Origin of the sequence: Pseudomonas sp. Irchel 3H9 (assembly GCF_900187495.1) — a bacterium.
Lineage (GTDB): Bacteria > Pseudomonadota > Gammaproteobacteria > Pseudomonadales > Pseudomonadaceae > Aquipseudomonas > Aquipseudomonas sivasensis.
In genome coordinates, this window is the sequence record NZ_FYDK01000003.1 from 325,412 (window position 1) to 342,702 (window position 17,291).

The window sequence follows — 17,291 nt, forward strand, 5'->3', positions numbered from 1 at the left end:
GGCGCATCAGACGGCGAAGAGCAGGAATTCCCGCTCCCACGAACTGATCACGCGCTTGAAGTTTTCATGCTCGGCCCGCTTGACCGCGACGTAGCCTGTGATGAATTTCTGACCCAGGTATTTCTCGATGGTCTTGCTGTTTTCCATGCGTTCCAGGGCGTCTTCGATGGTCAACGGCAGACGCAGGTTGCGTCGTTCGTAACCACGACCTACCACCGGTGCGCTCGGGTTATGGCCTTCGACCATGCCGATGTAGCCGCACAGCAAACTGGCGGCAATCGCCAGGTAAGGGTTGGCGTCGGCCCCCGGCAGGCGGTTTTCTACGCGGCGGTTCTGCGGGCCGGCATCCGGTACGCGCAGGCCGACGGTGCGGTTTTCTTCGCCCCATTCCACGTTGACCGGCGCCGAGGTGTCGGGCAGGAAACGGCGGAACGAGTTCACGTTGGGAGCAAACAGCGGCAGCAATTCAGGGATGAATTTCTGCAGGCCGCCAATATGGTTGAGGAACAGCTGGCTCATGCTCCCGTCTTCATTGGAGAAGACGTTCTTGCCAGTCGCGATGTCGATGATGCTCTGGTGCAGGTGCATCGCGCTGCCGGGCTCGCCGGTCATCGGCTTGGCCATAAAGGTGGCCGCCACGTTGTGCTTGAGCGCTGCTTCACGCATCGTGCGTTTGAACACTAGGATCTGGTCAGCCAGGGACAGCGCGTCGCCGTGACGGAAATTGATTTCCATCTGCGCGGTGCCGTCTTCGTGGATCAGCGTGTCGAGGTCCAGCTCCTGCAGTTCGCACCAGTCGTAGACGTCTTCGAACAGCGGGTCGAATTCGTTGGCGGCTTCTATAGAGAAGGACTGACGACCGGTCTCCGGACGCCCGGAACGGCCAATCGGCGGTTGCAGCGGGAAGTCAGGGTCTTCGCAGCGTTTGGTCAGGTAGAACTCCATCTCCGGCGCCACGATGGGCTGCCAGCCTTTGTCGGCGTAGAGCTTGAGGACTTTCTTGAGCACGTTGCGCGGCGACAGCTCGATCGGGTTGCCTTGCTTGTCGTAGGTATCGTGGATCACCTGGGCGGTGGGCTCGATGGCCCAAGGCACCAGGAATACCGCGTTCTGGTCGGGACGGCAGATCATGTCGATATCGGCCGGGTCGAGCAATTCGTAATAGATGTCGTCTTCGACATAGTCGCCGGTCACGGTCTGGAGCAGAACGCTCTCGGGCAGGCGCATGCCTTTTTCGGCGATGAACTTGTTGGTCGGCGAGATCTTGCCCCGGGTGATGCCGGTGAGGTCGCCAATCATGCATTCGACTTCTGTGATCTTGTGGTCTTTCAACCAATCGGTGAGCTGGTCGAGGTTGTTACTCATAAATGCCTCTGGGCTGGGTTTCCTGGCATCCATTAAAGGCCAGGCGTTGGTTGACGCAGCATCCGCGTCGTTTTGTTCATTCAGGGTAGGAGCTTACCTGCCATTTGCTGCAGCGTTGCATTCCTCACGCCAAAGTCGTGCAGAATCATGATCGGTTCCGTGGACGGGAGCCGGTCAGAGGCAGTTGAGGTGGCAAAGAAGAGGTCGGACGGGCTGTCAAGAATATTGGCCGGTGCAGGGACATTCACGCGGGGCGAACGAACTGCGGACAACGCCTGGCTGGAGCAGGCAGAGACGCCGAGCGGCGGCAGGTGAAACATGAAGCACCCCGGTATTATTGCTGTTATGGGTTTGAATCGAGCTTAGCCTTGTTCATTTTTTTACACAACACCCCCGTAAAAAATACAACACGGCCCGCTCAAGCCTGCGAGTCCCAAGCGAATCAAATGCAAAAAACCGCCCCAAAAAGCCCCAAAAATGCCTTCACGGCGCTTTTTTAGGGCAAAAAAGGCCTCGCTTGACTTCGGCATGCCGTTCGGGTTGACTGAAACCAGAAAAGATCAATGATTGATATTTTTAACAACAAAGGTGTTGCATCATGTCGGTACCCCCGCGTGCCGTTCAGCTTAACGAAGCGAACGCGTTCCTTAAGGATCATCCTGAGGTTCTGTACGTAGACCTTCTAATTGCGGATATGAATGGTGTGGTGCGCGGTAAGCGCATCGAACGCACCAGCCTCCACAAGGTTTACGAGAAGGGCATTAACCTGCCTGCCTCTTTATTTGCCCTGGATATCAACGGCTCGACGGTGGAAAGCACCGGCCTGGGTCTGGACATCGGTGATGCTGACCGAATCTGTTATCCAATCCCCGACACCCTGTGCAATGAACCTTGGCAAAAGCGCCCTACCGCGCAATTGCTGATGACCATGCACGAACTTGAAGGTGAACCTTTCTTCGCCGATCCACGCGAAGTGCTCCGCCAAGTTGTAAGCAAATTTGACGACCTCGGTCTGACCATCTGCGCTGCCTTCGAGCTTGAGTTCTACCTGATCGACCAGGAGAACGTGAACGGCCGCCCACAACCGCCCCGCTCGCCGATCTCCGGCAAACGCCCGCACTCGACACAGGTCTACCTGATCGACGACCTCGACGAATACGTCGACTGCCTCCAGGACATCCTGGAAGGTGCCAAAGAGCAAGGTATCCCGGCTGACGCCATCGTAAAGGAAAGTGCCCCGGCGCAGTTCGAAGTGAACCTGCACCACGTCGCCGACCCGATCAAAGCGTGCGATTACGCTGTACTGCTCAAGCGTTTGATCAAGAACATCGCCTACGACCATGAGATGGACACCACCTTCATGGCCAAGCCTTACCCAGGCCAGGCAGGCAACGGGCTGCACGTACACATTTCGATTCTGGACAAAGACGGCAAGAACATCTTTGCCAGCGAGGATCCCGAGCAGAACGCCGCATTGCGTCACGCGATCGGCGGTGTGCTGGAGACCCTACCCGCCCAAATGGCGTTCCTGTGCCCTAACGTCAACTCCTACCGTCGTTTCGGCGCACAGTTCTACGTGCCGAACTCGCCGTGCTGGGGCCTGGATAACCGCACCGTGGCGATTCGCGTACCGACCGGCTCGTCCGACGCTGTACGTATCGAACACCGTGTAGCCGGCGCCGACGCCAACCCTTACCTGTTGATGGCTTCGGTCCTGGCAGGCGTGCACCACGGTCTGACCAACAAGATCGAACCGGGCGCACCCGTGGAAGGCAACAGCTACGAGCAGAACGAGCAGAGCCTGCCGAACAACCTGCGCGATGCCCTGCGCGAGTTGGACGACAGCGAGGTGATGGCCAAGTACATCGATCCTAAGTACATCGATATCTTCGTCGCCTGTAAGGAAAGTGAGCTGGAAGAGTTCGAACACTCCATCTCCGACCTTGAGTACAACTGGTACCTGCATACCGTCTAAACGACGGCTGCAGAAAAAAGAGCGCCGCAGACCTTATGGTCTGCGGCGTTTTTTTTGGGTTTCTTCCAGAAGACCGAGCCGGCCTCATCGGGGGCAAGCCCCCTCCCACATTTGAATGTTCACAGATCAAAGTGTGGGAGGGGGCTTGCTCCCGATGGCGGCCTGGAAGACAACACAGACTCCTACTCATACAATGCCCGCTGCCTTGTAGGAGACTTCCATGACCACCCGCCCCGCCGCCCCTCGCAAACCCCGCGCACGCAGCCAGGCGCGGATCGACGCGATTCTCGACGCCGCCCGCACCTTGCTGGCCGCCGAAGGCGTGGCAGGCCTGTCGATCTACAGCGTGGCCGAGCGCGCGCAGATTCCGCCGTCGTCGGTGTATCACTTTTTCGCCAGTGTGCCCGCGTTGCTGGAAGCATTAACCGCTGACGTCCACGCAGCCTTCCGCGCGGCCATCCAGGCCCCCATCGACCATGACTCACTCAAGCACTGGCGGGACCTGTCCTACGTGGTCGAGCAGCGCATGCTCACCATCTACAGCAACGACGCCGCCGCGCGCCAATTGATCCTGGCCCAGCACGGGCTGACCGAAGTAACCCAGGCGGATCGTCAGCATGATCTGGAATTAGGGGATTTGATGCTGGCGGTGTTCAGCCGTCACTTCGAAGTGCCGACCTTGCCGACTGATGTGGATGTATTTGCGCTGGCGTTGGAACTGAGTGATCGCGTCTACGCGCGCTCAGTGCATCAGCATGGGCTGATTACGCCGCGGATGGCCGAGGAAGGGATGCGTGTGTTTGATGCGTATGTGGGGCTGTATTTACCGGCGTATCTGCCTAAGCGCTGAACCCTGGGTTGGCTGGGCGGGCCTCATCGGGGGCAAGTCGAATCGTCGCACCGCCCCTCCCACATATTGATCTGTGAACACATTCAAAATGTGGGAGGGGGGCTTGCTCCCGATAGCGGTCCAAGTGATCACAACTTGGCGATCGACACCTCAGTCGACTTCACGAAGGCAATCACTTCGCTGCCGATCACCAGTTCCAGCTCTTTGACCGAGCGAGTAGTGATCACGGAAGTGACGATACCGGACGCGGTCTGCACGTCGATTTCCGACAGCACGTCGCCGACTACGATTTCCTTGATGGTGCCTTTGAACTGGTTACGCACGTTGATAGCTTTAATAGTCATGGTGTTCTTCCTTCGCGGGACAAGTGAGTTATTGAGCCCAACGCAATTGCGTAGGCAGCGGTGAAACAGGTTCGGGTTCCGGCGGTGTACCGGGCAACGACAGCACACGGTTGAGCACTTCAGCTTCCAGTGCGGCCAGGCGGTGTGAGCCACGGGCACGCGGACGTGGAAGATCAACGATCAGATCGAGGCCGATCTCGCCGTCTTCGATCAGGATCACCCGGTCGGCAATCGCCACCGCTTCGCTGACGTCATGGGTCACCAGCAACACAGTGAAGCCGTGCTTCTGCCAGAGGTTTTCGATCAGTTGCTGCATCTCGATGCGAGTCAAGGCATCCAGAGCCCCCAACGGTTCATCAAGCAACAGCAGGCGCGGTTGGTGGATCAGCGCACGCGCCAGGGCGACACGTTGCTTCTGGCCACCCGACAGAGCCGCCGGCCATTCATTGGCACGCTCGGCCAGGCCGACCGCTTCTAACGCCTCCAGCGCTTTAGGGCGCCAGTTGCCGGTGAGCCCCAGGCCCACGTTGTCGATGATCTTTTTCCACGGCAGCAAACGTGCTTCCTGGAACATCAACCGCGTGTCTTCAATCGCTTCGCTCAGCGGCGCAGAACCGGCCAGCAACTCGCCGCCGCTGGCTTTGTCCAGACCCGCCAGCAGGCGCAGCAAGGTACTTTTGCCGCAACCGCTGCGGCCGACCACGGCCACAAACTGGCCAGCCGGAATGTGCAGATCAATCTCTTTGAGCACTTCACGTGCGCCGAAAGATTTGCGCAATTTGCGCACCGCCAGAGGAATTCCCTTCAGCAGGCGCGGAGGTTGTTGAGCTGTCATGCCGCACCGCCTTTATTCACTTGATACGCCGGATGCCAGCGCAACCAAACCCGCTCCAGACCGCGCGCGGCCAGATCGGCGAGTTTGCCGAGGATCGCGTACATCACGATGGCCAGTACCACCACGTCGGTTTGCAGGAATTCACGGGCGTTCATTGCCAGATAGCCGATGCCCGAGCTGGCGGAGATGGTTTCCGCAACGATCAGCGTCAACCACATAAAGCCCAGAGCAAAGCGCACGCCCACCAAAATCGAGGGCAGCGCACCCGGCAGGATCACTTGCCAGAACAGGCTGAAACCGGACAAACCGTAGCTGCGCGACATTTCCACCAGCGCCGGGTCGACGTTGCGGATGCCGTGATAGGTGTTCAGGTAGATCGGGAACAACGTGCCGAGGGCGACCAGGAAAATCTTCGCGGTCTCGTCAATCCCGAACCACAGGATCACCAGCGGAATCAGCGCCAGGTGCGGCACGTTGCGGATCATCTGCACCGAGCTGTCCAGCAGGCGCTCGCCCCATTTCGACAAACCGGTGATAAAGCCCAGCGCCAGGCCGATGCTGCCACCGATCACAAACCCCAGGCCGGCGCGCCAGCCACTGATGGCCAAGTGCGTCCAGATTTCGCCGCTGGCCACCAGGTGAACACCGGCTTCAATCACCGCACTGGGCGCCGGCAGAATGCGCGTCGACAACCAGCCCGCCGACACCGACAACTGCCACACCGCCAGTAATAGAATCGGCAGCACCCAAGGCGCTACGCGATGGCTCAATTTTTCAAAGTTCATAACGCCGCCTCAGCTCTGTGACGCAGCTTTGGGAAGGATGTCGTTGGCGACCATTTCACCGAACGGGCTGACGTAACCGGCGCTTTTCGGCAGTTCGGGACGTTCGATGTCCAAGTGCGGAAACAGCAGTTCAGCCACCCGATACGACTCTTCCAGGTGCGGATAACCGGAGAAGATGAAAGTGTCGATGCCCAGCGCGGCGTACTCCTTGACCCGCGCCGCAACGGTTGGGCCATCGCCCACCAGCGCGGTGCCCGCACCGCCACGCACCAGGCCGACACCGGCCCACAGGTTGGGGCTGACTTCGAGGTTGTCGCGGTTGCCGCCATGCAAGGCAGCCATGCGCTGCTGACCGACGGAATCGAAGCGCGCCAAGGAAGCCTGGGCACGGGCGATGGTGTCGTCGTCCAAGTGGGAGATCAGTTTGTCGGCGGCTTTCCAGGCCTCATCGTTGGTTTCGCGCACGATCACATGCAGGCGAATGCCGAAGCGCACGGTGCGCCCGAGTTTCGCGGCCTTGGCCCGTACCTGTTCGATTTTCTCGGCGACTGCGGCCGGTGGCTCGCCCCAGGTCAGCACCATCTCCACCTGTTCGGCTGCCAGGTCCTGGGCCGCTTCGGAGGAACCGCCAAAGTACAGCGGCGGACGCGGTTGCTGGATCGGCGGGTAGAGCAACTTGGCGCCTTTGACGCTGATGTGCTCGCCGTCGTAATCCACGGTTTCGCCTTCCAGCACGCGGCGCCAGATGCGGGTGAATTCCACCGAAGCCTGGTAGCGCTCTTCGTGACTGAGGAACAAGCCATCACCGGCCAGCTCTTCCGGGTCACCACCGGTCACCAGGTTGAATAACGCACGGCCGCCGGACAGTCGATCCAAGGTCGCGGCCTGACGCGCCGCCACCGTCGGGGAAATGATCCCGGGGCGCAACGCGACAAGGAATTTCAAACGCTGGGTCACCGGGATCAGCGAGGCGGCCACCAGCCACGAGTCTTCGCAGGAGCGACCAGTGGGGATCAGCACCCCGCCGAATCCCAAGCGGTCAGCGGCCTGGGCCACTTGCTGCAGGTAACCGTGATCAACGGCGCGAGCGCCTTCGGCGGTGCCAAGGTAATGGCCGTCGCCGTGGGTAGGCAGGAACCAGAAAATATTGAGGCTCATGGAGTTGTCTCCTGAAGAAGTCGAATTACGGCGCTTTGGCCACAGCGGCGGGTGGCGTCCAGATCACGTCCTTGATGCTCAAGGGTTTGGGGATCAATTTGAGTTGGTAGAAGCTGTCGGCGATCTTTTGCTGGGCGGCGACCACTTCCGGGGTCAGGAACAGCGCGCCGTAGCCTTGGCGTTTCACCGAGGTCAGGGTGATATCCGCCGGCAGGCCGAGCAGTGGCGCGACTTGTTCAGTCACTTCCTGGGGGTTGGCCTTGGACCACTCGCCCACGGCGCGCACTTCTTCAATCAGTGCCTTGACGACTTCAGGGTGCTGCTCGGCGTAGGGCTTGGTCGCCAGGTAGAACTGATGGTTGTCGGCGATGCCGGTGCCGTCACGCAGGGTGCGGGCTTGCAATTGTTTCTCGGCGGCAGCTTGGTACGGGTCCCAGATTACCCAGGCGTCTACGCTGCCACGCTCGAACGCGGCGCGGGCATCGGCGGGCGGCAGGAACACGGTTTGTACGTCGGTGTATTTGAGGCCGGCGTCTTCCAGGGCACGTACCAGCAGGTAGTGCACGTTGGAGCCTTTGTTGAGCACGATTTTCTTGCCCTTGAGCTCGGCCACCGATTTGATCGTCGAGTCTTTCGGTACCAGGATCGCTTCACTGGTTGGCGCTGGCGGCTCGTAGGCCACGTAGAGAAGATCGGCACCGGCGGCCTGGGCGAACACCGGCGGGGTTTCGCCGGTCACGCCGAAGTCGATGGAGCCCACGTTCAGGCCTTCAAGCAGTTGCGGACCACCGGGAAACTCGGTCCATTGCACCTGCACGCCCTGGGCGGCCAGGCGCTTTTCCAGGGTGCCCTTGGCTTTGAGCAGCACCAGCGTGCCGTATTTCTGATAGCCGATCCGCAGTGTCTCGGCGGCTTGAGCTTGAACGATGGCGCCGAAGGACACAGCCGCAGCAAACAGTGCGACCAGACCACGACGCAAGATGACAGTGCGCATGGCGCTCTCTCCAAATATGCGATTAGGGTTTTGGCTGCACCTGCTTGGCCGTTAGCGGCTGAGTAAGGTGAGTGTTTCTTAAAGGGTGAGGCTCAGATGCTCCAGCGAGCAGTCAACAAACGGTCATTCAACACATGGGGGTCCAGCGGTTTAGGGCGGCGGGCCATGGCGCTGTAGAGCGTTTCCAAAGCCTCATGCAAACGGTGTTCAAGCACCGGCACCAGTTGCGCCTGGGCGCTGCCTTCGGCGTAAGCAATCTGGCTATCTTCGGCAAAAATGCCGTGGAGCAATTCCTGGGCTTTCAACGCCGACAACACTGGCTTGAGCGCGTAGTCCACCGCCAACATATGGGCGATGCTGCCGCCGGTTGCCATCGGCAATACGATCTTGTGGGCCAGGGCGCGTTCGGGCAGCAGGTCGAGCACGGTTTTCAGCGCACCCGAGAACGAAGCCTTGTACACCGGCGTGGCGATCACCAGGCCATCTGCATTAGCCACCTGTTGCAGCAAGTCGATGACCTTGGGGCTATCGAAGCGCGCGTGCAGCAAGTCTTCGGCCGGGAAGTCCCGTACCTGATAACTCACCACTTCAACGCCTTTGTCTTGCAACCATTGACGGGTTTTTTCCAGCAAGACCCCGGAGCGGGAACGCTGGCTGGGACTGCCTCCAAGTGTTACGACCAACATGCAGGAATTCCTTGAGCAAGTGCCGGCGGTTCGCTGTGCGGCGATGGCGCCAATATGTGACAGACCTTATCAGCAGATTTATATATCTATAAATCTTATTTTTTCATTTGTTTATTCTTTAAATGCATATGCAGTTCGTAAACCGCCAGGCGAAAAAAAAGGCCGTAAAAACGGCCTGAAAACCCCTGCTATGTGATTCGGTTTGCAACTTGGAATGCAGTCAAAATGTGGTGGCTTGCTCCCGATTACGGTGTGTCAGTGACCAACGAATTGGCTGATCCACCGAGATCGAGGGCAAGCCCTCTCCCACACAGTTATGTGCTAACGATTGGGCTGTGGAGTAAGCCGCAGATACGGCTTCACCGCCCGATAACCCTTCGGAAATCGCTTCTTGATCTCTTCCTCATCCTTGAGCGACGGCACGATCACCACTTCATCACCGTCCTGCCAGTTGGCAGGAGTGGCGACTTTGTAGTTGTCGGTCAGTTGCAGCGAGTCGATTACCCGCAGGATTTCGTGGAAGTTGCGACCCGTACTGGCCGGATAAGTGATGGTCAGGCGAATCTTTTTGTTCGGGTCGATCACGAACAAGGAACGTACGGTGAGGGTGTCACTGGCGTTTGGGTGGATCAGGTCGTAGAGGTCCGAAACCTTGCGGTCGGCGTCGGCGAGGATCGGGAAGTTGACGATAGTGTTCTGGGTTTCGTTGATGTCTTCGATCCACTTGTGGTGCGAATCCACCGGGTCGACCGACAGGGCGATGGCTTTGACGCCGCGCTGGGCGAATTCATCCTTGAGCTTGGCGGAAAAACCAAGCTCGGTGGTGCACACCGGGGTGAAGTCCGCCGGATGGGAAAACAACACACCCCAGCTATCGCCCAACCATTCGTGGAAACGAATCTTGCCGGCGCTGGAATCCTGTTCGAAGTCGGGGGCGATATCGCCCAGTCTTAGGCTCATGGTGTGGCTCCTGGTGAGTGCTTATGGAGCCCACTGTGCATGGATTAGAGATTATTTAAAAAGAATAAATATCGATTTATCTAGACGATAAAGGAATATTAAAAATGTGTTCATTGGACGCCGGAAACGGTGAAGGGCACCATCGTTTCCAAGGTTCGAGAAGGCCTTGAGACGCTGTACAAAGAGGGGTTCAGGAAGGGCTTGCGGGGGTTGAGCCCGACTTGAAAAGCAAGACACCTTGCCCGGCGTTGCGCCGGGCAAGGTTTTTACAGTCTTACAACAGCTTCAAGCTACTAGAACAGTGGCAGCGAGTAGCTGACGATCAGGCGGTTTTCGTCCTGATCGCGCTGGCCGGCAATATCGTTGCGCCACATGGCGTTTTTCCAGGCTACGCCAACGTTCTTCAGCGGACCTTGTGGCACGACGTAGGCAACAGTGATGTCACGTTCCCACTCGCTCGCGCCGTTGGAGTTTGTCTGGACCTGAGCAACACCCACTCGGCCACGGGTATCGATATTGTCGCCACGCAGGTAAACCACACCAGCGGTCAAGCCAGGTACGCCAATCTTGGCGAAGTCATACGCGTAGCGAGCTTGCCAGGTACGTTCGCCAGCACGGGCAAACTTGGCAATCTGCGAGTCAGTGGTCAGATAAGCAGAAGCACCGTCGCCCTGGTTCAGGAACGGGAAGTCACTGTTGCCGTTGCTGGCCTGGTAACCGCCACCGAAGGTGTGACCTTCAACGGTGTACAGAAACAAGCCGCTGTACAGGTTGTTGTCGACTTTACCTTTGACGATATTAGCGCCGGCGGCGTTAGTACCGTAGTCACCGCTGGTGAAGTAGTTGGCGTCGTTGCTGTTGTTACCGTCAGAGCGGCTATTGAAGTAGCGCAAGTCGGTTTTCAACACGCCAGGACCGATAGCCCAGTTGTGCAGCAGGCCCAGGAAGTGTTGCTTGTAGAACTGGTCCAGATTGCCGTAGTAGTACTGGGCAGTCAGGTCTTTGGTGATCTTGTAGTCGCCACCGGCGTAGATGAACTTGTTGCTGTCGCGACCCGCAGCAGTACGACCGTTGGCACCTGCGATGGACAGGTTTTCAACGTTGCTGGAGTTACGACCCTTGGCCTTTTCGATCTGACCCGCTACCAGCGTGAAGTCCTTGATATCGTTGGTAGTAATCTGGCCACCTTGGAAGGTTTGCGGCAGCAGACGACCATCGTTGGTCACCAGAACCGGCAGCTTTGGCTGCAGCGTGCCCAGCTTCAATTCGGTCTGAGAGATCTTGGCTTTGGCAGTCAGGCCCAGGCTGGAGTAGTTATCAACGGCTTCGCCATTGGACTTGCTCGGGAAAACCGTGCCGCCGTAAGAGCCAGCGTTGCCAGTCGACGGAGCAGTGGCGCCGTTGGTGCCGCCGCCCGAATCCAGACGCACGCCCAGCAGGCCGATAGCGTCAAGACCAAAGCCTACGGTGCCTTGGGTGTAACCGGAGATGAAGCGCAGGTCGAAAGCCTGGCCCCACTCTTCCGACTTGTTCTGCGCGCCGGCTGCTTTGGTAGCGTCGTCACGGTTATCAGTGTTGATGTAGAAGTTACGCAGACCCAGTGTGGCCTTGCTGTCTTCGATGAAACCGGCAGCGCCTGCATGCTGGGCGATCGCGCCCAAAGCTACAGCCAAAGCCAAGGTGGACTTCTTCATGTACCGCTCCTCTCATTTCTAATTTTTGTATTTCTTTGGTCTCGGGTCTGACGCCCTCGATCCACAGATGCGCGATTACCACCGGATAGTGACTGACAAGTCAATCGTAACCTTGTGTGTCTACTACCTTCGTCTAATCGCAGTTGATTTGGTCCCTGCAGGGTAATGAGTTTTTCATACACCCAAAAAGAATTATTTCATTCTTTTTCATACGATCTGGGAATAAGCCTTTGCATGAAAAGGACCGGTCAGGATAGACCACCCGCTCCATAAGCTAATTCCTAAAGGGTATTTATTAGCGCTTTTTTAGATCGATTAGTGTGACGACTCTGCTGCATACGTCACCCACGATCAAAAAGGCGACGCCATCATGGCCAAACGCATATCCTCCCGTCAATTTGTTACAGTTTTTGTGTCACTAATAGTTTCTTTTGCTGTCCAAGCCGCCGATTTGACCATCGGCTACCAAACCGGCATCGATCCCAGCAAGGTCCCACAGGCCGATGGCGCCTATGAAAAGGCCATTGGCGAGAAGATTGCCTGGCGCCGCTTCAACAGTGGTCCGGAAGTCGTAACGGCTATCGCCTCCGGCGATGTGCAAATCGGCAACCTCGGGTCCAGCCCCCTGGCAGCTGCTGCCTCGCGCAATCTACCCATCGTCGCGTTCATCGTATCGGCGCAGATCAATAGTTCTGAAGCCCTGGTAGTTCGCAACGGCAGCGGCATCGATAAACCCGAAGACTTGATCGGCAAGACGATCGCGACGCCCTTTGTCTCGACGTCTCATTACAGCCTGCTCGGCGCCTTGAAGCACTGGGGTCTGGACACCAAGCAAGTCAAAGTGGTCAACCTGCAACCGGCTGAAATTGCCGCTGCGTGGAAACGTGGGGATATCGATGGAGCCTTCGTGTGGTCGCCTGCGCTGGGAGAAATCCGCAAGACCGGCAAAACCCTGACTGACGCGGCCCAGGTGGGCCAGTGGGGTGCTCCGACGTTTGAAGTCTGGGTGGCGCGCAAGGATTTTGCGGAGAAACATCCTGAGGCAGTGGCCAAGTTTGCCAAGGTGACCCTGGACGCGTTCGCCGATTATGCCGCCCATAAAGACAGCTGGACGGTGGACTCGGAGCCGGTGCAGAAAATCGCCAAATTGACAGGCTCTAATGCCGCGGACATTCCCGAGCTGCTGGCCGGCACCACATTCCCGGATGCCCAAGCGCAGCAAACCGATGCGCTGCTCAAAGGCGGCACGGCGAAGGCGATTGGGGAAACAGCGAAATTCTTGAAGGAGCAAGGGAAGGTTGAGACGGTGCTACCGGACTATTCGGCCTTTGTGACCGACAAATTCATCAAAGACTAAACTCGGTAAAAAACGTGGGAGGGGGCTTGCTCCCGATGGCGGTGTATCAGTCGACATCTCTCTGACTGATACACCGCCATCGGGAGCAAGCCCCCTCCCACATTTGGGTCTCCAGCGCTTTGAAGATCGGGTTTACAGCGCCTTTTCGAAAATCTTCGAATTACGCTGATAGTTGTACAGCGACGCCCGCGCCGACGGCAGTCGGTCCACAGTACTCGGTACAAAACCACGCTCACGGAACCAGTGCGCGGTGCGAGTGGTGAGGACGAACAAGGTCTTCAAGCCTTGGGCACGGGCGCGTGTTTCGATGCGCTCGAGCAACTCATCACCACGACCGCCATGGCGATACTCCGGGTTCACCGCCAGGCACGCCAGCTCACCCGCATCCGAATCGGCAATCTGATAAAGCGCCGCACAGGCGATGATCATGCCTTCGCGCTCGACCACGCTGAACTGTTCGATTTCACGCTCCAGCACTTCCCGCGAACGGCGTACCAGGATGCCCTGCTCTTCCAGCGGGCTGATCAGATCAAGCAAACCACCGACGTCTTCGATCGCCGCTTCGCGCACCAGTTCGAATTGCTCCTGGGCCACCAGCGTGCCGCCGCCATCGCGTGTAAACAGTTCGGTGAGCAGCGCGCCATCTTCGGCGTAGCTGACGATATGGCTGCGCCCTACCCCGCCCCGGCAAGCCTCGGCCGCGGCATCGAGCAGTTCGGCCTGGTAGTTGCTACTTCCCAGGCGTTGCAGGTGAGCCGGTACTTGTTGCGGACGCAGTTCGCGCACCAACCGGCCATTTTCATCGATCAGGCCGAGGTCGGCGCCGAACAGCAACAGTTTGTCGGCTCCCAGGTCGATGGCGGCGCGGGTGGCGACGTCTTCGCAGGCCAGGTTGAAGATTTCACCGGTAGGCGAGTAACCCAATGGCGACAGCAGCACGATGGAGCGCTCGTCCAGCAGGCGATTAATACCTTTGCGGTCGACCCGACGCACTTCGCCGGTGTGGTGATAGTCCACGCCTTCCAACACGCCGATCGGGCGCGCGGTCACGAGATTGCCGCTGGCCACGCGCAGGCGCGAGCCCTGCATCGGCGACGAGGCCATGTCCATCGACAAGCGCGCTTCAATAGCGATACGCAGGTGGCCGACGGCGTCGATAACGCATTCCAGCGTCGGCGCGTCGGTGATACGCATACCTTCGTGATAAGCCGGGATCAGGCCGCGCGCTTCAAGGCGCGCTTCGATCTGTGGGCGCGAGCCATGAACCAGCACCAACCGCACGCCCAGGCTGTGCAGCAGCACCAAGTCGTGGACGATATTGCCGAAGTTGGGATGGTCCACACCGTCGCCAGGCAGCATGACTACAAAAGTGCAGTCGCGGTGGGCGTTGATGTAGGGCGAAGCGTGACGAAGCCAATTGACGTATTCGGGCATAACACCTGGGCCTGTAATAAAAAGCAGCCAAAAAAGGATGAATCGTGAAAACGCACAGCGGGCTGATGGTTATCGTCGGAACAGGCTTGGCGACACGCTCGCTCTCCTTCTATGTACGAATAGGCTGGGGTTAATTTATGCAGGTTTCAGGCAGTAATGGTCGATCAGTTCCCGCAATAGACGCACTGTAGGCGTCAAGCGTGACATTTCGAGGTACTCACCCGGTTGGTGGGCGCAGGCGATATCGCCAGGGCCAAGCACCAGGGTTTCACAACCAAGGCGCTGAAGATAAGGCGCTTCGGTGCCGAACGCTACTGCTTCGGCACGATGACCGGTCAATCGTTCCGCAACCCGCACCAGTTCGGCGTCTTCCGATTGTTCGAACGGCGGCACCTCGGGGAACAGCGGCGCATAGTCGATCTTGACCTGATGCCGCTCGGCCAAGGGTTCGAGCTTCTGCCGGATGGCTGCACGCAACACCTGTGGGTCCATGCCCGGCAAGGGCCGCAGGTCGAACTCCAGGGAGCACTGACCGCAGATGCGGTTCGGGTTGTCGCCGCCGTGGATACAGCCGAAGTTCATGGTCGGCTGCGGTACGCTGAATTGCGGGTTGCGGTACTCGCGCTGCCAGGCCAGGCGCAGGCCACGCAACTCGCCGATGGCATCGTGCATGGCTTCGAGGGCGCTGTGGCCCAGGCTTGGATCCGACGAGTGGCCGCTGCGCCCAAGGATGTCGATGCGCTCCATCATCACGCCCTTGTGCAGGCGGATCGGCTTGAGCCCGGTGGGCTCGCCGATCACCGCCGCACGGCCCAGAGGGCGCCCGGCTTCGGCCAGCGCGCGGGCGCCGGACATGGAACTTTCTTCGTCGCAGGTGGCGAGGATCAATAGCGGTTGCTTGAACGGTTGGTCCAGCAGCGGCAACACCGCTTCGATGGCCAGGGCGAAAAAGCCCTTCATGTCGCAACTGCCCAATCCTACCCAGCGGCCGTCGACTTCCGTCAGCTTGAGCGGGTCGGTTTTCCACAGGGCGGCGTCATAAGGGACGGTGTCGCTATGACCGGCCAGCACCAGTCCACCGGGGCCGCTGCCGAAGGTGGCCAAGAGGTTGAACTTGCCGGGGCTGACTTGCTGGATGTCGATGGCAAAACCCAGATCACCCAGCCAACTGGCGAGCAAATCGATCACGGGCCGGTTGGTCTGGTCGAGAAACGCTTGGGTGCAACTGACCGACGGCGCGGCAATCAAGGCGGCAAACTGCTCTTTCATGGACGGTAACGGCATGCGCGGTCTCTCAACTTCCCGGATGAGTCCCACTATAGAGCCATCTGCACGACACAATAAACCGTTGCGGCACGTTGCCGGGCTCAGTCCTGTACACTGCACGACCTTGGCAGCCACACTTTTCCCCGGCTGCGCTCCCGATCCTGGATTTTCCGGCCATGCAGAAAGAAACCGAAATCAAGCTACGCGTCAGCCGCGAAACACTCGCCGCGCTGCGTGAGCACCCGTTACTGAAAAAACGCAACAAAAGTGGCTGGGAACGCCGTGAGTTGATGAACCAGTACTTTGACACCCCCGAGCGCGACCTGGCCCAGGCAAAAGTCGCCCTGCGCCTGCGCAAAGACGGTGACGACATTATCCAGACCCTCAAGACCCGTGGCCAAAGCGTCGCCGGTTTGTCGGAACGCAATGAGTACAACTGGGACCTGCCCAAAGCCAAGCTCGACGTGAAGAAACTCGACGGCGAATGCTGGCCCGAGCAATTGGCCGAGCTGGACAAGAAGACCCTCAAGCCGATCTTCACCACCGACTTCGTACGTGAACGCGCTGAAATCGCCTGGGGCCGCGGTAAGGCCAAAGTCGTGATCGAAGCCGCCCTGGACTTGGGCCACGTGGTGGTCGGCAAACAGAAAGAAGAAATCTGCGAGCTGGAGTTGGAACTGCGCGAAGGCGAACCAGCGGCCCTGCTGGAGCTGGCCGCTGAACTGGCCGCGACGCTTGCCCTGATGCCGTGCGATATCAGCAAGGCCGAGCGCGGCTATCGCCTGTACGACGCCAGCAGCTACTCCCTGAGCCTGCCGGCGCCGCAGATCCACGCCGAAATGCCGTTGGACGACGCCTTTGCCGCGATCATGTGGCACCTGTTGGGCAGCAGCCAACGCCTGGCCGAACAATATCGCTTCAATGGCCACTGGCGCCTGCTGCAAGACTGGGTCGACAACCTCGGCGAATTGCGCGCCCTGATCGGCAGCCTCGGCCAGGCCGCACCGCGTCAATCCACCAGCGAACTGCGCAGCGTACTTGATGCCTTGCTGGAAGATTGGCGCCCACTGGTACAAGCCGGTGACGACGATGAAGACATCCGCAAAGCCGCACCGGAGCAATTCGTCGAAGAGTTGGAAGACGTGCGTTGGGGCCTGTTCTCACTGAACCTGTCGCGATGGCTGCTCGCCCGCACTTGGACCGCCGACCGCAACGTGCGTGGCAACCGTCAGGGCGCTGCGCAAATCACCAACTGGCTGCCACGCCTGTTGGCCGAAGATGCCGTCGCCCTGCAACTGCCGCGCTACCAGCAACAACCGGAAGACCTGGCCGAGCAACTGCCGCGTATCGAACGCATCCAGGCCTGGCTGCACCATGCGCGTAACGTGGTGGATATTCCTGAGCTGGACCGTTTGTACGGCGAACTGAACAAGTTGGCGCAATTGGCCAACCAGCCGATCACTGATGAATCGCTGGATGCGCGTATGCATCAGGCGATTGCGGTGTATCAGAACCGTGCCTGGAAGACTCTTCTGCGTCTGTAATACCACCATCGGGGGGCAATCCCCTCCCACATTTGGACGCGTTT

16 protein-coding genes are annotated in these 17,291 nt (G+C 58.9%); 5 read left to right on the forward strand and 11 right to left on the reverse strand.

Annotated elements, in window-relative coordinates:
• Positions 1-6: 6 nt before the first annotated feature.
• Positions 7-1,365, reverse strand: coding sequence for a glutamine synthetase family protein (locus CKW32_RS13255; RefSeq protein WP_032884240.1), 1,359 nt, complete (start codon positions 1,363-1,365; stop codon positions 7-9).
• A 598-nt stretch (positions 1,366-1,963) separates the two neighbouring features.
• Here CKW32_RS13255 and CKW32_RS13265 point away from each other — a divergent pair.
• Positions 1,964-3,340, forward strand: coding sequence for a glutamine synthetase family protein (locus CKW32_RS13265; RefSeq protein WP_003213894.1), 1,377 nt, complete (start codon positions 1,964-1,966; stop codon positions 3,338-3,340).
• Between the two features lie 220 nt (positions 3,341-3,560).
• A complete protein-coding gene (locus tag CKW32_RS13270) occupies positions 3,561-4,190 on the forward strand; it encodes a TetR/AcrR family transcriptional regulator (RefSeq protein ID WP_032884245.1) in 630 nt (209 codons plus the stop codon).
• Between the two features lie 128 nt (positions 4,191-4,318).
• Here CKW32_RS13270 and CKW32_RS13275 read toward each other — a convergent pair whose 3' ends face one another.
• The 6 genes from CKW32_RS13275 to ssuE form a co-directional block, all read right to left on the reverse strand.
• Positions 4,319-4,534 carry a molybdopterin-binding protein gene (locus tag CKW32_RS13275; protein WP_003176783.1) on the reverse strand — a complete coding sequence of 72 codons (216 nt, stop codon included), beginning with the start codon at positions 4,532-4,534 and terminating at the stop codon, positions 4,319-4,321.
• Positions 4,535-4,562: 28 nt separating this feature from the next.
• Complete coding sequence (gene ssuB / locus CKW32_RS13280) at positions 4,563-5,369, reverse strand: aliphatic sulfonates ABC transporter ATP-binding protein (protein ID WP_032884247.1); 807 nt, start codon at positions 5,367-5,369, stop codon at positions 4,563-4,565.
• A complete protein-coding gene (gene ssuC, locus CKW32_RS13285; protein WP_032884249.1) occupies positions 5,366-6,154 on the reverse strand; it encodes an aliphatic sulfonate ABC transporter permease SsuC in 789 nt (262 codons plus the stop codon). The genes ssuB and ssuC overlap by 4 nt, the downstream gene beginning before the upstream one ends.
• A 9-nt stretch (positions 6,155-6,163) precedes the next feature.
• Positions 6,164-7,312 (reverse strand): FMNH2-dependent alkanesulfonate monooxygenase, encoded by a 1,149-nt coding sequence (gene ssuD / locus CKW32_RS13290; protein ID WP_003176786.1) that lies wholly within the window; start codon positions 7,310-7,312, stop codon positions 6,164-6,166.
• Positions 7,313-7,337: 25 nt separating this feature from the next.
• Positions 7,338-8,306, reverse strand: coding sequence for a sulfonate ABC transporter substrate-binding protein (locus tag CKW32_RS13295; protein WP_032884251.1), 969 nt, complete (start codon positions 8,304-8,306; stop codon positions 7,338-7,340).
• A 92-nt stretch (positions 8,307-8,398) separates the two neighbouring features.
• Positions 8,399-8,992: an NADPH-dependent FMN reductase gene (ssuE, locus tag CKW32_RS13300; protein ID WP_032884253.1), complete on the reverse strand. Its 594-nt coding sequence runs from the start codon at positions 8,990-8,992 to the stop codon at positions 8,399-8,401.
• Here ssuE and CKW32_RS28100 point away from each other — a divergent pair.
• Positions 8,991-9,188, forward strand: a complete 198-nt coding sequence (locus CKW32_RS28100) for a hypothetical protein (RefSeq protein ID WP_143499368.1) — start codon at positions 8,991-8,993, stop codon at positions 9,186-9,188. The genes ssuE and CKW32_RS28100 overlap by 2 nt on opposite strands.
• A gap of 125 nt (positions 9,189-9,313) precedes the next feature.
• Here CKW32_RS28100 and CKW32_RS13305 read toward each other — a convergent pair whose 3' ends face one another.
• Positions 9,314-9,952, reverse strand: a complete 639-nt coding sequence (locus tag CKW32_RS13305; RefSeq protein ID WP_095185164.1) for a peroxiredoxin — start codon at positions 9,950-9,952, stop codon at positions 9,314-9,316.
• Between the two features lie 293 nt (positions 9,953-10,245).
• Positions 10,246-11,646, reverse strand: a complete 1,401-nt coding sequence (locus tag CKW32_RS13310; protein WP_032884257.1) for an OprD family porin — start codon at positions 11,644-11,646, stop codon at positions 10,246-10,248.
• A 370-nt stretch (positions 11,647-12,016) separates the two neighbouring features.
• On the opposite strand from CKW32_RS13310, the gene tauA reads away from it, so the two are divergent.
• Complete coding sequence (gene tauA, locus CKW32_RS13315) at positions 12,017-13,003, forward strand: taurine ABC transporter substrate-binding protein (protein ID WP_095185165.1); 987 nt, start codon at positions 12,017-12,019, stop codon at positions 13,001-13,003.
• Between the two features lie 132 nt (positions 13,004-13,135).
• Here tauA and argA read toward each other — a convergent pair whose 3' ends face one another.
• Both argA and argE read right to left on the reverse strand, forming a co-directional pair.
• Positions 13,136-14,437: an amino-acid N-acetyltransferase gene (argA, locus tag CKW32_RS13320; RefSeq protein WP_032884260.1), complete on the reverse strand. Its 1,302-nt coding sequence runs from the start codon at positions 14,435-14,437 to the stop codon at positions 13,136-13,138.
• Positions 14,438-14,572: 135 nt separating this feature from the next.
• On the reverse strand, positions 14,573-15,721 hold the full coding sequence (gene argE / locus CKW32_RS13325; RefSeq protein ID WP_095185166.1) for an acetylornithine deacetylase: 1,149 nt from the start codon (positions 15,719-15,721) through the stop codon (positions 14,573-14,575).
• Between the two features lie 158 nt (positions 15,722-15,879).
• Between argE and CKW32_RS13330 the strand changes: the two genes are divergently transcribed.
• Positions 15,880-17,247: an inorganic triphosphatase gene (locus CKW32_RS13330; RefSeq protein ID WP_032884264.1), complete on the forward strand. Its 1,368-nt coding sequence runs from the start codon at positions 15,880-15,882 to the stop codon at positions 17,245-17,247.
• Positions 17,248-17,291 lie beyond the last annotated feature (44 nt).

Excerpts from the sequence above, each read along its gene's own strand:
- CKW32_RS28100 (WP_143499368.1), top strand. The coding sequence starts at position 8,991 with ATGCAGGAATTCCTTGAGCAAGTGCCGGCGGTTCGCTGTGCGGCGATG.
- argA (WP_032884260.1), bottom strand. The coding sequence starts at position 14,437 with ATGCCCGAATACGTCAATTGGCTTCGTCACGCTTCGCCCTACATCAAC.
- CKW32_RS13310 (WP_032884257.1), bottom strand. The coding sequence starts at position 11,646 with ATGAAGAAGTCCACCTTGGCTTTGGCTGTAGCTTTGGGCGCGATCGCC.
- CKW32_RS13265 (WP_003213894.1), top strand. The coding sequence starts at position 1,964 with ATGTCGGTACCCCCGCGTGCCGTTCAGCTTAACGAAGCGAACGCGTTC.
- ssuD (WP_003176786.1), bottom strand. The coding sequence starts at position 7,312 with ATGAGCCTCAATATTTTCTGGTTCCTGCCTACCCACGGCGACGGCCAT.
- CKW32_RS13295 (WP_032884251.1), bottom strand. The coding sequence starts at position 8,306 with ATGCGCACTGTCATCTTGCGTCGTGGTCTGGTCGCACTGTTTGCTGCG.
- argE (WP_095185166.1), bottom strand. The coding sequence starts at position 15,721 with ATGCCGTTACCGTCCATGAAAGAGCAGTTTGCCGCCTTGATTGCCGCG.
- ssuB (WP_032884247.1), bottom strand. The coding sequence starts at position 5,369 with ATGACAGCTCAACAACCTCCGCGCCTGCTGAAGGGAATTCCTCTGGCG.
- CKW32_RS13270 (WP_032884245.1), top strand. The coding sequence starts at position 3,561 with ATGACCACCCGCCCCGCCGCCCCTCGCAAACCCCGCGCACGCAGCCAG.
- CKW32_RS13305 (WP_095185164.1), bottom strand. The coding sequence starts at position 9,952 with ATGAGCCTAAGACTGGGCGATATCGCCCCCGACTTCGAACAGGATTCC.
- CKW32_RS13275 (WP_003176783.1), bottom strand. The coding sequence starts at position 4,534 with ATGACTATTAAAGCTATCAACGTGCGTAACCAGTTCAAAGGCACCATC.
- CKW32_RS13255 (WP_032884240.1), bottom strand. The coding sequence starts at position 1,365 with ATGAGTAACAACCTCGACCAGCTCACCGATTGGTTGAAAGACCACAAG.
- ssuE (WP_032884253.1), bottom strand. The coding sequence starts at position 8,992 with ATGTTGGTCGTAACACTTGGAGGCAGTCCCAGCCAGCGTTCCCGCTCC.
- CKW32_RS13330 (WP_032884264.1), top strand. The coding sequence starts at position 15,880 with ATGCAGAAAGAAACCGAAATCAAGCTACGCGTCAGCCGCGAAACACTC.
- tauA (WP_095185165.1), top strand. The coding sequence starts at position 12,017 with ATGGCCAAACGCATATCCTCCCGTCAATTTGTTACAGTTTTTGTGTCA.
- ssuC (WP_032884249.1), bottom strand. The coding sequence starts at position 6,154 with ATGAACTTTGAAAAATTGAGCCATCGCGTAGCGCCTTGGGTGCTGCCG.